The sequence below is a fragment of the Psychromonas arctica DSM 14288 genome (genome assembly GCF_000482725.1).
Lineage (GTDB): Bacteria > Pseudomonadota > Gammaproteobacteria > Enterobacterales > Psychromonadaceae > Psychromonas > Psychromonas arctica.
Genome location: NZ_KI519478.1, coordinates 315657 through 332689 on the forward strand (window position 1 = coordinate 315657; position 17033 = coordinate 332689).

Below are 17033 nucleotides of genomic sequence, written 5' to 3' on the forward strand. Positions count from 1 at the left end.
AACCTTGAGTCACCTCTTGAGATAATATGTCCAAACAAATGCTTGGATACAGTGCCAGGCTTCCCCAGTTATTACACTGACTCCCTGTTAGAAATGACCACCCTCAAACACAGTGTTGGTCTGACTGAGTATTGGACTTCGCGCTATTTTGGACGCTTATCCACCAACACTGCCGAAACAGGTTACGGTTAGTTGTGTACTTCTAACTTCCTATGGCTTCCTTCAGACCCCACCGTTAGCCAGTGACGCCCTTGCCATTCGGATTATCTTCCCCTCAATCAGGGTGATCTCACTTTCTTGCAAGTGAGCGGGTTTGCCAGCTTTGCTGGGCAAACAAAAAAAGCGATGTGAATATTCACATCGCTTTTTAGTTTTAACGGTATTAATTAAGCTTTATTAACCGTTCTACAATGACTTGAACCAAATTAACTCAGTTCAATAGTCCTCAACGGTAATTAACTTTTAGATAAATCTAATAATTCCCTTAACGCAACCTGACACATACTAAACTCAGGCATGCTTACCGCCGATAACGCTTCGGCCATTTTGTGCCAGCGAGCGGCTAAACTCTGATGTTGTGACTCCCAATCAACATAAGCTTTTTCAACATCCTTTCCTTCTAAGGTTAATAAAATAGCTCTGGTGATACGCTTTTGCTGCCACTCTAAATCATCACGCATAGCTTCTCTTGCTAATGACTGCCAATGACTATCAACAGGCAACAAATTCAACTGTGCAGCAATATCAGCTAGTTTTAACTTCTCTTCAGAATGGAAGAAAACGTGTGCAGCTAACTGTGGATCAATTTTCAGTTTATTAGCAACATCAATGATATTTAATAGTGCATATGACTGCTCAGTATTTGATAACTTCTCCGCCAATGTAGCTGGTACACCTTCTTTTGTAACACTATCAAATTCTCGTTGACGCTGCTGTAAACCACGCTCACTCAGTAACTTAGGTAAGTTAGCTTTTACTGCATGCAACGAAGATTTATACTTTTTAATCAAACATGCGCAATCAAGTTGCTCTCTATGGCGTCTCACAATCCAACGCGAAGCATGGCGTACCATACGCATTAATCGATTGCTCAGTTTCGCTTGAACGGCATTATCAATTTGATTATCAAGTGATTCAATCTCCTCCAACAATTCAGGTAGGTTGAAAATATCACGCGCAATGACCCAAGATTTAGCAAGCTCTAAGAACGAACAACCGGTGCTAGCCATAATACGATGAGCAAACGTTGCTCCCATTACATTAAACAAATCATTACTGACTTGAGTAGCAACAATTTCAGACAACAGCGGATGCTCATGTATTTCATTCTTATAGGATTTAACTAATTCAGCAGGGAATATTTTTTCTGCCTCTTTTGCTAAATAGCCATCTTCTGCAATTCGAGCCTTAGCTAATTGCTCTTTCATTTCATTTTTTGCATAGGACAATAAAACAGAGATACATGGACGCATCAAACCAAGCCCTGCATTTTTACGCTCAGTGATAGTTTCATCACTTGGGATAACTTCTAATGCTCTATTTAATTTGCCCTTCTCTTCTTGGTTATCAATTAAACCGCGGTACTCTTCAATACATTTAGGCCCATTTTTATAAGACAAACTAATGCTTTGTGCTTGGCGGTAATTATTATGCAAGACTAAATCAGAGACTTGTCCGGTCATATTTTGTAACCAAACATTACGCTGCTTAACGGTTAAATCACCTTTTGATACTAATTTATCCAATAAGATTTTAATGTTAACTTCTAAATCCGAACAGTTAACTCCTGCGGCATTATCAATCGCATCGGTAAAGCATTGTCCACCATTTAACGAATACTCAATACGCGCACTTTGTGTCATCCCTAAGTTGCCGCCTTCTCCGATCACTTTACAGCGTAATTCAGCACCATTAACACGTAGGTTATCATTTGCTTTATCGCCTACATCTGCGTGGGTTTCTTGCTTACTCTTAACATACGTACCGATACCGCCATTCCACAACAGGTCAACAGAGGCTTTAAGCAATAACGAAATCAATTCAGTCGGTGTTATTTTGCCTGCTTTAATAGAAAATGCTTTGGCCATTTCAGGCGTCACCATAATCGATTTAGCTGAGCGTTCAAAAATACCACCACCAGCAGAAATCAATTTAGCATTATAATCAGCCCAGCTAGTTCTTGGTGTATCAAATAAACGTTGACGCTCTTCAAAGCTCGCATCTAAATCTTTAGGACTTGGGTCAATAAAGATGTGTAAATGGTTAAAGGCGGCTAATAATTTAATCTTTTTAGAGCATAACATGCCATTACCGAACACATCACCACCCATATCACCAATACCAATCGCGGTAATAGGTTGCTCTTGGACGTTAATACCTAACTCTCTGAAATGACGTTGCACACTGATCCAAGCTCCTTTTGCCGTGATCCCCATTTTTTTATGGTCATAACCGTTGCTCCCACCCGATGCAAAGGCATCGTTTAACCAGAAGTTTCTATCGGTTGCTAATTCATTGGCAATATCAGAGAACGTTGCAGTTCCTTTATCAGCGGCAACTACTAAATAAGGGTCATCATTATCGTAACGCACCACTTGTTGTGGTGGGATTAAATTACCCGCTTCTAGGTTATCGGTAATGTCCAGTAACGCGCTGATAAACATCTTGTAACACGCAATGCCTTCTTGCATAAATGTATCGCGATCCATAGCAGGCGTTAAATACTTAGCAACAAACCCACCTTTTGCACCAACCGGTACAATCACAGAGTTTTTCACTTGCTGTGCTTTTACTAAGCCTAATACTTCTGTACGGTAATCTTCACCGCGGTCAGACCAACGTAATCCGCCACGAGCAACGCTACCACCACGTAAATGCACCCCTTCAAAGCGAGGCGAGTAGACAAACACTTCATAACTTAAGCGTGGTAATGGAATTTCACTGATTTTTTTATGGTCAAATTTAAAGCTGATATATTCTTTAAATTGCTCACCTTCTTGTTGGAAGTAATTACTACGAATAGTCGCCATAATCAATTCAACAAACTTACGAAGTACCCTATCGTCATTAAGGTTACTAACCTCGTTCAAAGATTCTAGAATATCGTTTTCTAATTGCGCTTGTTTTTCAGTGCTAACTTTAAGCTCAGGATTAAAACGAGCATGAAATAAGCTTACGATTTTTTTTACATAACCGCTATGTTCGAGCAATGTTTTTGCCATCGCAAAATGACTAAAACCGAAGCGGATCTGTTTTAAGTATTTTGCATAGGCACGTAACATAGCAATATCACGCCAATCTATACCTGCACCTAATATCAATTTATTAAATGGGTCGTTATCTGCTTTTGAATACCAAACAGCTAGAAAGGCATCTGAAAACAGATGACGGAAGTTTTCAGGGTCAAAACCATTATCGCCTACATACAACAAAGTAAAGTCATATAGCCAGAATGTATTCTCACCCACAGGACACACTTGATAAGGGTATTCCTGCGCAACTTGTAAGCCTAAGTTTTCTAAAATAGGGATCAAGTCCGATAACAATAACGCGCCATCTTGGTGGAAAAGTTTTAATTTCAGACCACTGTTATTAGCTTCAATGGAGCGATAAAAACGCAGTGCCATTGACCGTTCTGGTGATAAATATAACGATTCAATACGGTCAATATCTGCGACTGCAACACGCGAACTAAAGCTTTCTTGGTAACTACTTGGGAAAGCAGCTTGGTACTTCCGGGTCAGTTTTACAGCGGTTTCTTCACCATGCTGCTCAAACAATGAATCTTGTAACTCTTCATGCCACGCTTTAGTGATTTGCTGCATACGCAACTGGATAGCATCCACCTCTAATTCGCCTTCAAAAGCTTTATCAAGGTGGATCACTAAACGTAAGCGTGCGAGGTTAGATTCACTTAAATAGGTTTGGAAATCACTGTCTGCGATTGGCATAGTACGCGATAACAACTCGACAAATTTAAGTCGAACCTCTGTATTGTAAACATCACGAGGCACATACAATAAAGCGGTAACAAAGCGTTTATTACCGTCAGTTCTTAAGAATAATTTAAGCTGCTTTCTTTCCTGCGCATGTAAAACTTCGATAACATTATGAAGTAACGTTTTTTCATCGCATAACAATAAATCTTCAACCGCATAGGTCGATAATATTTGCGTTAGTTCTTTGTAATAATGCCCTCCTAGGCTCAACCCAGATTGTGCTAGTATATTACTGATTTTTTGACGTATAACAGGAATTCCTAACGGGCTACCGCTATAAACAGATGAAGTATAAAGACCTATAAAACGAAGCCCGCCAATTAATACTCCTTGTTTGTTAAACTGTTTAACATACACAACATCAGGATAAGCAATACGATGCACCATCGCACGTTGTGACGCTTTACTAAAGTGTAATAAAGAAGGATCTTGTAACTCTTGCACACAGTCAAACTGCGCTTTATCTTGCATAAAATCTTTGTGTTTTAATAAACCTAACTGGCTATCTTTTACAATAGAAATAACATTATCTTTAACCGTAAATTGATCACAAGCTAGGAAAGTAAAATGATCGTCTGCCATCCAATCTAAATAAGTTTGTTGCTCAGTAAAGTCAGATTTTGAAGCGATAGCGCTGACAGCTTTTTTACTGGTGGCAATTGCCCCTTTTACTTTGTCGATCATTTGATGATAATCATCAACGACTTGCGATACACTCGCTAATGCCTGCTCCAAACATTTTTGAATTTTAGCGCGCTCTGTCGATGAGGTTGTTTGGTCAATTTCAATATATAACAACAGCTCTGTATCATTTTCAGTATTTAATTTTTTCAACTTACCGGAAGCACCACGCTCACTGTGTATTTCGCTATAAAAAATACGGTGTAATTTAGTGTTATGTTTATTTAAGGTTATTTTTACCGTATCAATAACAAATGGAATATTACGACTTAATACACTAATAACAGTATGACTAGATTGCCACTCATCCTCTTCAACATCAGGATTAAAGACTTTAACCTTGGCAATTTCACCTTTCCATTGATGCACTTCTCGCCACAATGAAACCGTTAAACCAGATAAATCATCCGGACTGATAGTGGCTAAATCAACAATGCTAACATCACGATAAATAGCATTAATAAAACTTTGTAGGAGAGATTGTTCGCGCGTTGGGAAATGTGCTTTTAAGCGCGAGAAAATTTGTTCTAGGATATCTGATTTTTGATTCAATTTTATATTCATTGTATAACCTATCTAATGACGAGAAGTAGCTTGCAACGCTAAGGCTATGTCAAATAAATAAATACACAATATAATAAGTTAATAAGCGCTTATCAGCACACAAAAAATATGAAAAAATTCTTCATTAAAGCTTTACAAAAAAAACATTTGTAACTTAAAGTATCGAACAACATTATAACCATACTATTTAAAAGGATTTAAAAAATATTAAGCCAACAATCAACGCTTGAAATGATTGCAGATGTGGTTAAGTGATGCCATGAAAAATTGTGCTAATTTTATGAGCATTTTCGATCCGTTGTTGATCTATTTTGCTGATAAAAAATAATCGTTAATAGGATTTGCATAAACTAAAATGGCAAATACAAGCTAAAAAAAAGCCCACCGAAGTGAGCTTAATAGAAAAATAAAGTAACAACAAAACTACCTATGATGATTGCAAAATATCCTCATCATTAACAAAGCGTAACGCTAAACAATCACTGTCTTTACTAATAATCATCGAAGAATCTACTCGTAAGCAACTACCAGCGTATTTACCAGCCGCAGTGAACGTACAAACTTGTACATAATAACCATCCACCAGCGGTAACGGAAATAACGCTTGGTAAATATTATCTTGAGCGGCAAACTTGCCTCCCGTCGCTTCAAGTACATCCTGCTCATGGTCAATTAGTTGAATATTGGCACCGCATCGCCCAACAATAGGTTTACTAACATAACCACTTGCTTGTAAATCATCATTCAGTGCAAAATCTGCATGCAATAATAACGGGTGATTAGGGAATAATGACCACAACACTGGCAATATTGCTTTGTTACTTGGAATTAATGTCCACAGTGGTTCAAATATCATAATATTTTTATGTAATAACACATCAGCAAGTCGCGGCGTTTTGCCTTTTCTCGATAAAGGTTCAAACCTTTCAGATGGCGTATCATCAGATTCACACTCTAAGCGAATTTGATCCAATGCAGTTTCCCATGACCATGTTTTCCAAACCCAATGCAATACATCACCTTGCGCGTCAACCACGTTACCTTGTTCATCCCATATTAAAGAGTGTATGCCCTCTATTAAGCGACTCTCAATACCCGCTGCTTTTAATGTCTGTTGAATAAATAAAGCGTGGTACTTCTCTTCTGGATCATCATCGTGAAGAATATGAATAAGGCCTTTGACCTGACTTTTCTGCCATGCTTTCACCAGTTGTTTAAAGAGATCTTTGCCGGCATCTTCACCTTCATGAACGCCATAATGTTGCGCCCATTTACCCTGAATTTTGGCCCCTTCCATATAACATGAAGCTGAATCGCAGTTATATTCGTAGACCTTTAGCCCCTGCGTTGTCATCGCGAAATCAAAACGACTGGTGATCAACTGATTTAAACGATTATCCCAGGATTGGCGAATTTTAGGCAATAGTGCACGAGGCAAATTAAATTTATCTAATAAATGTTCATTATCAAGTACATAATCCGTGGCATGCATGAATAAACCATGCAGTTCATTGGTCGCGCGGCGTAACGTATCCTGCGCGGTTTCGGATAACACATAATAGCGATATTCATCCGCTGCGATGGCGCTTAATTTGTGCCCTTGTAAGGCTTGTACATAAGCCGCTTCATCTTTATTAGCGACATTTAACCAAGACTTTTGTGGCCCAACAATAGGTTTAGCGGAATGACTCGACAAAGAAAACAACTGCTTATTGGTTGCTTCACAGACCTCTGCATAAGCATCATCGTCAGTTTGTATCATCCACCCTAAAATCAACGCATCGTTAAATGAACACGCCAACCAATATTCACCGTCTTCACTAATCGTCGCAACTAATTCACGGCTGTAATTTCTCCCCTCAGGCCAAACAGTATGGTCAAGATTTTGCTCTGCAATACGAATTTTGTCAGGGAAAACTTCAGTCACAATAGCGACATGCCCAGTTTGCTCAAACTCACCACCTTGCTCCCAAATTAATAAACAGCCGGGTTGCGGATGACGTTTACTACCATTACTAAAAGCCTGTAAAGGTAAACGTGTATTGGATGTAATCTCACGCACGGAACGTAAGTTAAAAATCTCATAGGCCATGGACACATCATCAAAAATATAACCACAGTTTTGATACATCCAACGCCGAGCAAATTCAACGCATTGCCATTTATAGCCCATATAAATGCCGTCAACATAACTGCGGAAAGCACTACGTTTAGGATAGGTAATATCACTCGCACTATCATAGTCGCTAGAATACGACGCAACCCCACCTGGTGCATAACCAAGCAAGGTACCAAAGGAACAAGAAGTTGATTTATTCGACAAGATAATGGTCCAGTTAAAAGGTAAGAAACGATTTCAATATAGACTTCTCTAAAGTGATTAGCAATCACTCAATCAGCTAATAATATAAATAATTTTCACCAAAAAAACAGAGGGTAATAATGGCTATTTAACATCGATATTAACGGCACAATAAGATAAAAAATAACGGTGAGAGTGAAAAGCTCAAGGAAGCAAATGAACACAAATAAAAGAGTAAGAAACTTAGATATTTAGCACGTTAAGGGTTACATTTTTACATGCTTCAAAGGTTCAAAGGTTCATAGGTTAGTTAATAGGTTAATAGGTTAATAGGTTAATAGATTAATAGATTAATAGGTTAATACATTGAAAATACGCCCCCGAAGCGGCGTATAATAAATTCAACCAGAAGCAATAGGAATCTGCCTCAATAACGTGCTAAACAGCAAGGCAGAAATTATTTTGTTAAGGATGCGACGAAACTAGGCAAGTCTTCAGTTTTATAGCAAGCATCGTGCTGATTAACGTCACTTCTGTTCACTAATATAGTCCGCATACCTAAGGCTTTGGCGGTGGAAATATTGGAGACTTGATCATCATAAAAAGCAGCATCAGAAGCTTTAAAACCAAAGTGTTGGCAAATAGTATTAAAAGCATGCGGATCAGGTTTCATTCGGTAACCAGTTAATTCAACACTAAAAATACCATCGAAACAATCATATAAATCAATATGCTTTAATACCCTTGTGGCATAAGCCAGTGGCGAGTTAGTAAATACATAACGTGATTTTTTAAAGGCATGTAATGCGTCTTTAAGCTTGGTGGCTTTTTTAACCTTATCTAAATTAACTTGATGAGAGAAATCAGAAAACTTCTTTAAATCAACACTTGGATAATGTAATTGAATGCCTCTTATTGTGCCGCCGTATTGCTGATAATAACTTTCACACAGCAGATTAGACTCTTCAATAGATATACCTAGCTCAGTGCTGATAAAGCGACGCATTCTAGGGCCGATTTGCTCTAAAATGGCATTTTCTGGAGAATATAAGGTGTTATCAAGGTCAAATAAATGAACATCACGCTCTAATAATGGGGCCAAAGGATTGCCTCTTTGTTGCTCAGTGAGAGAGGATACTATCACTATTGCTTTCAAAAAACTCAATGTCGACAAAGTGTCATCGACAATCTACTTACATGCAAAAAAGTTTTAGTGAAAAGATAGAGGCTGAATAGCCGTGCTAACCATTCACTCCGAGCATCCATTCAGCAGTAATCAACTGCTCCGATTTATACAATAAACATTCTCCAGCCCTCACTTCATTACGACAGACAAATACAACTTCGACCAATCATTTACCTTTAATTATAGAGACGCTTTTTTAATATTAGTTTCAGCATCGTTAGAGTTAATAAAAGTCGCCTTTGGCAAAGGGGTGGGATGACGAATACATAACGCAACCATCACCAGCAGCATCGCCGTGATATCCAACCTTGTTAAATCTTGCTCCAAGAATATGGCGCAGGAGAGCATTGCAACCACCAGCTCAGCAGAACCAAAAACAGCAATGATCTCAGGCTTAGTTTTAATCGCGCCCACTACAAATAAATATTGCGGTAAAGCAGCGGCGAGAAAAGCTAAGCCCATCAATACACACCATCCACTTATTTGTTCAGGAAAAATAACAACAGGAGCAGCATAAATAACTAAAGGTATTAATATAATTAAATGCCCCATTGTTGCCCAAGCAATACGGCAAGCAGCAGTTAATTTTTGTTTGGGTTTGGCGAGGTATTGTATTTGAAAAGCAAAAACCATTGGCGCTAAAAAGCAACCAAATAGCGCCCACTTTGATTCCATTGACAGCGCAGCTGGGTCGATAACGAGTGATGCCGCAATAAGGACCAGCATTGCTGATAATAAGCCGTTAACACTTAGCGCACGCTTAAAAATTAACACGCCGACTAATAATGAGAAAAAGGGATAAGTATAATAAATTAAGATAGCGGTTGATGAATCAAGCGCTTTTAATGCATGGAAATAAGCCAGTACGCCAATAGCACTAGCAAATCCAAGCAACAACATTCGGATCACTTCTGGCCATAAATGCTTGGGAGCCGACAAATAAAATGATAATAAAATACCCGGTAATATAAAACGATAAAGCGTGACCAGTTCTGTACTCATTCCTTGATCAAATAGAATTTGAGCGAATAAAGGATTAAAGCCAAACCCAACAGCTGAAAGCAATACCATCATCGGCCCGCTCATTTTTATTTTTTGAATATCCATTTTCATTCGTTCACTTGCCCTTTTTGATCATCTAATGCCTATTGCCATCATTTGGCTCGACTCGATTGAGGCATTAATTCAGCCCATTTTCATTATTTAACCAAGTCAATTTTATAACTCAACCCAGCACTATTTACGGCCACAGCACCAACCTGCTTACATCAACTATATCCGCTCACTTGCGTATAAAAATAGATACCCATTTAAAAGCTTTATTGATTAACTGAATATATGGATTAACTAGATTAAGCAGATTAACTACCTATTGATTGGCTAGACAATATCTGAAATTAAATTAATATATAAGTGAATTTAGCAGCCAATACATGCATAAAATTCATGTATTAACTCATTTTTAAATACACCCTGTAGGCGCGTAATGAAACTCGAAGTAAGACATTGGCAAATGCTAAAATCCCTCTCTGAACTCAACAATGTAGCGCAAGCCGCCGACTCATTGGGTATCAGCCAATCAGCATTGAGCCATCGTATTGCCGAAGCCGAGCGCCGTATGGGCGGGAAGTTATTTGAAAAAGAAGGTCGTCGAATAAAACTCACACCGGCAGGCGAATTGATTACACAAGCCGCGTTACAGGCATTGCCTATTCTTGAGCGAGCAGAAAATGACTTTGAACTAGATGCAAGTAATGAAAAACAGATTGTTCGACTAGGGGTTGCCTCATACTCTTGCTATCACTGGCTCCCTGAGTTCATGCAGTATGTCAGTAAACAAGCACCTAACATTCAACTACGCTTAATCGCTTCCGCCACACAAAACCCAATTAGCAACTTGCAACATAGCTCAGTAGATATCGTCATCGCACCGGGTTATTTAGCAACTCCCGGCATTATTCCAACCTCCCTTTTTAAAGATGAACTGGTGCTAGTCACTCAATATGATCATGCACTTAGCCATCAACGCTATATTGAAGCTAAAGATTTAAGTCAACAACAGTATTACACCTATAGCCAGAACGTCACACCAGGGTTTGAGTATGAACGCTTTATTCGTCCGTCTGGTGTCATTCCCCAGCAAGTAGAAGTGGTTGAGATGACGGATGCCATTATAGAGTTAATTAGCGCAGGGTTAGGGGTGAGTATTCTTTCTAAATGGGCCATCGATGCGGCACTAAAATCTAAACGAGTAAGTTGCACTCAACTGGGTAAACAAGGGCTTGATCTCGCTTGGTCAGCCCTCACCCGTGAAAGTGAAAAGAAAAATAGCACTACCAAACAAACAGCCCATTTATTAGCTCGTTGGTATAAAGCGTCCAATCAATAAATACAGCCAAGGTGTTCATCACAATAAGGCACTCGTCAATTTTCAGGGTGCTTTACGGGCGAGAAAGGGAACTCACTAACGCCCCATTGCGAGTTAGAAATGGATATCATGGTTCCTTATTTTTAAAGTCAGCTGTGAGCCTAAAGCGGACATTAAGTTGAGCTCTCGCGATCTATTAAATAATTTTGATCTTGAATTAAAATTGTTGATTCATTCTTTGCAAACAACTGAGTAATGTTTTTAGCTCACTATCTTCGAGGTTTGAAGTGATCTCTTTACTTAAATTAAGATGCAACTCATCATGTTCTCGATACAACATTAAGCCTGTTTCAGTTAAGTCGACTAAAATTGATCTCCGATCAGAGTCATGGGGACGGCGCACCATGACTTCTGCTTTTACTAGCTTATCAACTTGTACGGTTAAGGTGCCCATAGTAATACCCAATTTATCTGCCAGTTCTTTCATGCGCATTGGGCCATGTGCACCAATGACTTCAATGGTATGCGTTTGTGCAAGGGTCAGATTTTTACCTTTAACAACTGAGTGCTCCCAAGAAGAGAGTTTGTCATAAAATTCAATAATGGCATGATTAAGCTGTTGGATATCTGGCATATACCGCTAGTCCTTATGTTGACATTGGTTGATCTCAATTGTGAGATGGTCAATCCTATCAAATTCCTTTAATAATTGCTGATAATGTGCAACAGGCTGTGGTTGGTGAGTGACTATGGAGAGGATCATTGAATAGTGGTTTGCACTCACTTTCCAAATATGGATATCACAAACACGGTTATTATCTACAGACTCAATTTTATTCACTATTTTATTCTCATAATCTTTATCAATATTTGCATCTAATAAAATTGGACTTGTTTGTTTTATTAAAGTCATTGCCCAACGAATAATAATAATTGAACCAATAATACCCATCACTGCATCGACCCAATTCCAACCCCAATATTTACCAGCAAATAGAGCGACAATAGCTAAAAGAGAAGTAAGCGCGTCTGCTAATACGTGTAAATAAGCCGCCTTTAAGTTGTGGTCGTGATGATGGTGATGATGATCGTGCTCATCATGATGGTGGTCATGATTGTGTTGATTATCATGTAATAAAAAAACACTAATTATGTTTACGGTTAACCCAATGATAGCCACCATTATCGCTTCATTGAAATGAATTTCTTGAGGGGAGAAAAGGCGATAAAAAGATTCACCCATCATGATTAATGCGACTAAACCTAATAAAATAGCACTTGCAAAACCACCTAATACATTTGTTTTACCACTACCAAAGGTGAATGTGTTTTTTTGTGCATGTTTACGTGCGTAATAGTAGGCAAAAATGGTAATGATAAATGCCATTGCATGGGTACCCATATGCCAACCATCAGCCAATAAAGCCATGGAGCCATAAACACTGCCAGCGACTATTTCCACAACCATCGTGATAATAGTTAAGGCTAATACATAATATGTGCGTCTTTCGCCAATTGGGTTATTTTGTTGAAATTGATGCTTATGTTGCCATTTTTCTATTTGTTGTGTGTGCATTATTAAGGCCATTTAATTTGATGTTCAAATAAAACTTATTATATATAGTTTGACAATCAAACAAAGTTATTTTGAAATTTAACCTGTTATTTATTATTTTAAGTCAAATTAAGATTACTCTTTGATCTCGATCGAAGAAGGTTTATTTCGTATAATGTGGTCTTAGTGACTTAGATAATTTTTAACAATTAAATAGATAACCGACAAAATCGACAGTTTTTATTTGACTCTGACCCAAAGGAAGGGTTTATTTTCTATAATAATTACAGCATTCTATAATTTGTCCATGAGAACAATAAAATATAATGAAACTGCTCATCACTCTTTTTTTAATGGTTACGATACAAATTACTTTCATACAGAAAGTAATTGCGTCAGTGTCATTTTCAGAAGTGGATGTAGTTTCTGTTCATCATTGCGATATGGATATGAATTGTAATATTGACATGAATTCAGTTTCGTGTCCGACTGAAATGGTTGATATGAAAAACTGTCAAACAGATTGTGACATGATGACTGTTGTCTCTGTGATCCATTTCAGTGAAGATGAATTGACCGTATCATTCGCTCATTCGCAACTTATTTATCCCTCTTTCGCTACTTCTAATACCTATTTCCAACCTTCAAGCCTGTATCGTCCCCCTTTATTGAGTTAATCACTTAGTACCGATCTATCTACCGTATTTTAGATAGTGTTTACAGATTAACTATCAATCCATTTTTATGGATAAAAAGGACAAAGGATGAAAATTTATCATTTATCAATGTTGTTATTAACAACTATTGGGTTTCATGTTTCTGCATTGTCATTACAAAATGCAGAGCAAATCGCATTACAAGAAGATCCTGGACAAAAAATAAACCAAAGGGATTTTGATGAAACATAAAATTACACTGGTTTTGTTTTTAGCTCTATTACCTGGCTTTGTAATGGCGACATCAGCAGAACAACTTTTCAAAACAGCGGGAGGTTATGGCTGTACCGCTTGTCATGGAAAATATGCACATGGAGGTGGCTTTGTTGGTGGGAATATCCGAGGTGCTACACGTGAAAAATTGGATATTGCCTTTAAGACAGAGCCAACAATGTTATTACTCGCCACCGTAATGGATGACAATAAACGCAATGCATTGGTTGAACATTTAGCATCACTTTCTAAAATGCAGTTACTTGAATGGCGGATAGGAGAATCAACAACAACTAAAGTGGTCACCGTAAAAGCTGATCATCGTGCTCAATTAGTTCTTTTTAATGGCACGTTTGATTCCTTGAGTTTAGATTTGTCTGCTCTAGGTGCGGCTCACAATTATCAGATTAAAGCATACGATACACAAGCAATCACCTGGATTCCTAAAGCAGGCCGTTACCCATTATTTTTTAACAATGAACATTTTATTATTGATGCAAATTAAAGGATCTTTATTATGAAATTAACGACTAAAGTATTCGCGTTTACGCTAACTATGGCAAGCTTTTCAGTCATGGCAAAGGCAAGTATTGAATTATATAAATCACCGACTTGCGGGTGCTGTAAAGAGTGGGCTGCGATAATGGAAGACAAAGGTTACACCGTGAATGTCCATCACCAAAATGATTGGTCAGAAGTTAAAAATGAGTTTGGAATGCCGCCACAATTACAATCTTGTCATAGCGCCGTGATAGATGGTTATTTAATTGAAGGGCATGTTCCTGAATCAGATATAGCACGTTTACTTAGAGATCGTCCCAACAACATATCTGGACTTGCGGCGCCAGGCATGCCCCCGCACTCACCCGGTATGGCAAGATCTGGTGCTGAATATAAGGATTTCAAAGTGATATCGTTTTCTGATAGTGGGTTGGCTCTGTACAAAGAATACTAAGATATCTTTAGTTAGGTGCATAAACGAATTTTTACAAATTTCGATGTGTTGATAATAAAAAATGCGGTTTTTCACTGAAAGAGAGATGAGATGAGATGAGGTGAAAATGGAAAATGAAAATATTTAAAACTTTAAGCATATTAACCCTAGTTTGTGAAGCAGTTTGGTAAGTGCTCATTCGGGGTTAAAAATTTCAACGCCTGAAAAATGGCGTTATGTAGTTAGCTCTATTGAAAAGAGCTTTCTCCACTAATGGTTCTATTTTTTAAAAGCTCAATGTCCGTTATAGTTTAGTTGCCTATCAAGAAAAGTTTGTATCTTTGGATACGCGATAAATAGACCAAAAATTATTAATTATAATGTCCGCTTTGTCGGATTTCCTGCCGTAATACTTTGAATTATTTACGGCTCCTCAGAGCCTAAAGCGGTCATTAAATAAGTTGATGATCTGGCTCGCTTCAGGCCGTTAGCGACTTAAGTTTTCTTAGCAATTCTTATTTCATTTAATAATTCTTAAATGAAATAAGAATTGCTAAGAAAAGGTATGTGTGCCGAGTAAACTAGGTTACCAATATGTAGATTTGTAAAGTGTTTTTTTGAGGGCTAGAGTCAAACTTATAAGGCGGGACGGGGCACAAAGCAACTTAGATAATTTACCTTCATAGATAAAAAGCTACTCATTTAGGTAGCCTCTAATTGCTGCGTTTAACGTTTTAAAAAGTCCCGCTTGTGATTGTCTTTCTAATAGCTGGAGTAGCTCAGATCGCACTTATAGATGATTATTGAATTTAACCAGAGGGGAATTAAAAACATATAAGTTACACTGTAATCTTTTAGAGTTCACTAAATACAAAAAAGGCCACTGTTCAGGTAGCCTTTTGTCCTTAATGAAGATAATAAATCACTCCCAGTGTTTCGTTCTATTCACAGTATTAGTATCATCCTTTGTCATTAATAGAGAATTTACCTTATTATATAATTCGTGAACCTAGTATAAACATTCTGTACATTAAAACTCCTATGGCTTCCTTCATACTTATTTGTTGGACATTTTTTCTGGGAAAACAAAAAATGCCCCGCAAAGCAGGGAATTAATGACTGGTGTGTGTTACTTCATTTTTACCCAGAATTCTTTATTTGCTTCTAATAAGTCTTCTAAAATATCTTTCGCTACACTTGCACTTGGAATCGTTGCAGATAATGTTAGTGCTTGCCATAAACGTTGCTTAGAAGCTTCAACGTGAGCTTTAACTACCAATTTCTCGACAGAGACTTGTTGGTTCATCATGCCTTTTTGGAACTCAGGAATCTCTCCTATCTGTAATGGTTTAGCGCCCGTATTATCGACAATACAAGGGATCTCTACCATTGCTGTTGGGTCAAAGTTACTGATCGCGCCGTTATTTGGGACGATTAGCAACATACGTTCTTTCGTATTGAAGGCAATTGCAGTAGCAAGATCAACAATATATGAAGCATGTTCTTCTACTTCAATGGTTGTATCTTTCGCTGTACTATTTGCAATGATGCGATGGCATTCAGTAAACACTTCCGCTTCACGGCCTTCCATTACTTCATTCGCACGCGTGAATTCTTTATTTGAGTGCTCAACTACATAATCAGGGTACATGTAGTACTTCAGGTACGTGTTAGGGATAGTATCTGGGTCTAGTGCATAGACATCACGAACCTTAATAAAGGTGTCTTTCCAAGATTCATCGGTATGTTGTGCGCCGTTTAATACACTTGGCGGTAGATAGCCGTTATCTTTGATGTATGCTTTGATGCGTGGCATCAAGTCTTCACCGGTTTTAGCATCTTTAAATTCTTTCCACCAACCAAAGTGGTTTAGACCATAGTACATAATGTCGAACTCTTTACGATCTTCGTACCCCAGAATTTCAGCAATACGTGTTTCAATACCTATTGGCATATCACAGATATTCAGTACTTTTGAGTTTGGACGCATTACACGACATGCTTCAGCTACAATGGCCGCTGGGTTTGAGTAGTTCAACATCCAAGCATTTGGTGAGTATTTTTCCATGTAATCGATCATTTCAATTACGGCAGGAATTGAACGTAAGCCATAAGCTATACCACCTGCTCCACAAGTTTCTTGCCCTACACAGCCATGGCGTAATGGGATTTTCTCATCTTGTTCACGCATGGCATATAGACCCGCTCGAATGTGAGCCATACAGAAATCAACATCGGTAAATGCTTCTTCTGGATCAGTAGTGTAAGAAAACTCGATATGCGGAGCTCGCTCTTTAAGAAGAATTTTACATGCTTCAGCAATGGTTTCTTGACGAGACGCTAAATTGTCATAAAACTTCAGCTTACGGATTGGGAAACGGTTTTGGTTTTCAAGTAGCATCATGACAATACCAGGAGTAAATGTTGAACCACCGCCTGCAATAACGACTGAGAATTCTGTTTTCATAATAAACCTCGTTGAATGTGGGCGATGGTCTCATCGCCCGAATAAATTA

Annotated in this window: 13 protein-coding genes; 6 read left to right on the forward strand and 7 right to left on the reverse strand. The window is 38.2% G+C overall.

From position 1 onward, the window contains the following. On the forward strand, positions 1-192 hold a 192-nt coding region (locus H592_RS24020; protein WP_211235659.1), incomplete at its 5' end, for a hypothetical protein. Between the two features lie 263 nt (positions 193-455). Here H592_RS24020 and H592_RS0114905 read toward each other — a convergent pair. From H592_RS0114905 to H592_RS22475, 4 genes are all read right to left on the reverse strand, one after another. Further along, the gene (locus H592_RS0114905) at positions 456-5243 is read right to left on the reverse strand and encodes an NAD-glutamate dehydrogenase (protein ID WP_028869470.1); all 4788 of its coding nucleotides are present in this window, start codon (positions 5241-5243) and stop codon (positions 456-458) included. Between the two features lie 427 nt (positions 5244-5670). Beyond that, positions 5671-7566, reverse strand: a complete 1896-nt coding sequence (gss, locus tag H592_RS0114910) for a bifunctional glutathionylspermidine amidase/synthase (RefSeq protein ID WP_028869471.1) — start codon at positions 7564-7566, stop codon at positions 5671-5673. A 436-nt stretch (positions 7567-8002) separates the two neighbouring features. Then, the gene (locus tag H592_RS0114915; protein ID WP_028869472.1) at positions 8003-8647 is read right to left on the reverse strand and encodes a pyrimidine 5'-nucleotidase; all 645 of its coding nucleotides are present in this window, start codon (positions 8645-8647) and stop codon (positions 8003-8005) included. A gap of 264 nt (positions 8648-8911) precedes the next feature. Beyond that, complete coding sequence (locus tag H592_RS22475; protein WP_156916133.1) at positions 8912-9844, reverse strand: DMT family transporter; 933 nt, start codon at positions 9842-9844, stop codon at positions 8912-8914. A 373-nt stretch (positions 9845-10217) separates the two neighbouring features. Here H592_RS22475 and H592_RS0114925 point away from each other — a divergent pair, with 373 nt between their 5' ends. Beyond that, a complete protein-coding gene (locus H592_RS0114925; protein WP_028869473.1) occupies positions 10218-11120 on the forward strand; it encodes a LysR family transcriptional regulator in 903 nt (300 codons plus the stop codon). 196 nt (positions 11121-11316) lie between these two features. Here H592_RS0114925 and H592_RS0114930 read toward each other — a convergent pair whose 3' ends face one another. Continuing rightward, positions 11317-11733 (reverse strand): MarR family winged helix-turn-helix transcriptional regulator, encoded by a 417-nt coding sequence (locus tag H592_RS0114930; protein ID WP_028869474.1) that lies wholly within the window; start codon positions 11731-11733, stop codon positions 11317-11319. A gap of 6 nt (positions 11734-11739) precedes the next feature. Continuing rightward, positions 11740-12675 (reverse strand): CDF family Co(II)/Ni(II) efflux transporter DmeF, encoded by a 936-nt coding sequence (dmeF, locus tag H592_RS0114935; RefSeq protein WP_028869475.1) that lies wholly within the window; start codon positions 12673-12675, stop codon positions 11740-11742. 377 nt (positions 12676-13052) lie between these two features. Here dmeF and H592_RS24025 point away from each other — a divergent pair, with 377 nt between their 5' ends. From H592_RS24025 to H592_RS0114950, 4 genes are all read left to right on the forward strand, one after another. After that, on the forward strand, positions 13053-13331 hold the full coding sequence (locus tag H592_RS24025; RefSeq protein WP_156916134.1) for a hypothetical protein: 279 nt from the start codon (positions 13053-13055) through the stop codon (positions 13329-13331). 87 nt (positions 13332-13418) lie between these two features. Beyond that, positions 13419-13562, forward strand: coding sequence for a hypothetical protein (locus H592_RS24030; protein ID WP_156916135.1), 144 nt, complete (start codon positions 13419-13421; stop codon positions 13560-13562). Further along, positions 13552-14088 (forward strand): hypothetical protein, encoded by a 537-nt coding sequence (locus tag H592_RS0114945; protein WP_028869476.1) that lies wholly within the window; start codon positions 13552-13554, stop codon positions 14086-14088. Before H592_RS24030 ends, H592_RS0114945 begins: the two co-directional genes overlap by 11 nt. A 12-nt stretch (positions 14089-14100) precedes the next feature. Next, entirely contained in the window at positions 14101-14538 is a 438-nt protein-coding gene (locus H592_RS0114950) for a DUF411 domain-containing protein (RefSeq protein ID WP_028869477.1), read from the forward strand. A gap of 1108 nt (positions 14539-15646) precedes the next feature. Here the strand turns inward: H592_RS0114950 and H592_RS0114955 are convergent. Beyond that, a complete protein-coding gene (locus H592_RS0114955) occupies positions 15647-16984 on the reverse strand; it encodes a 6-phospho-alpha-glucosidase (RefSeq protein ID WP_028869478.1) in 1338 nt (445 codons plus the stop codon). Positions 16985-17033 lie beyond the last annotated feature (49 nt).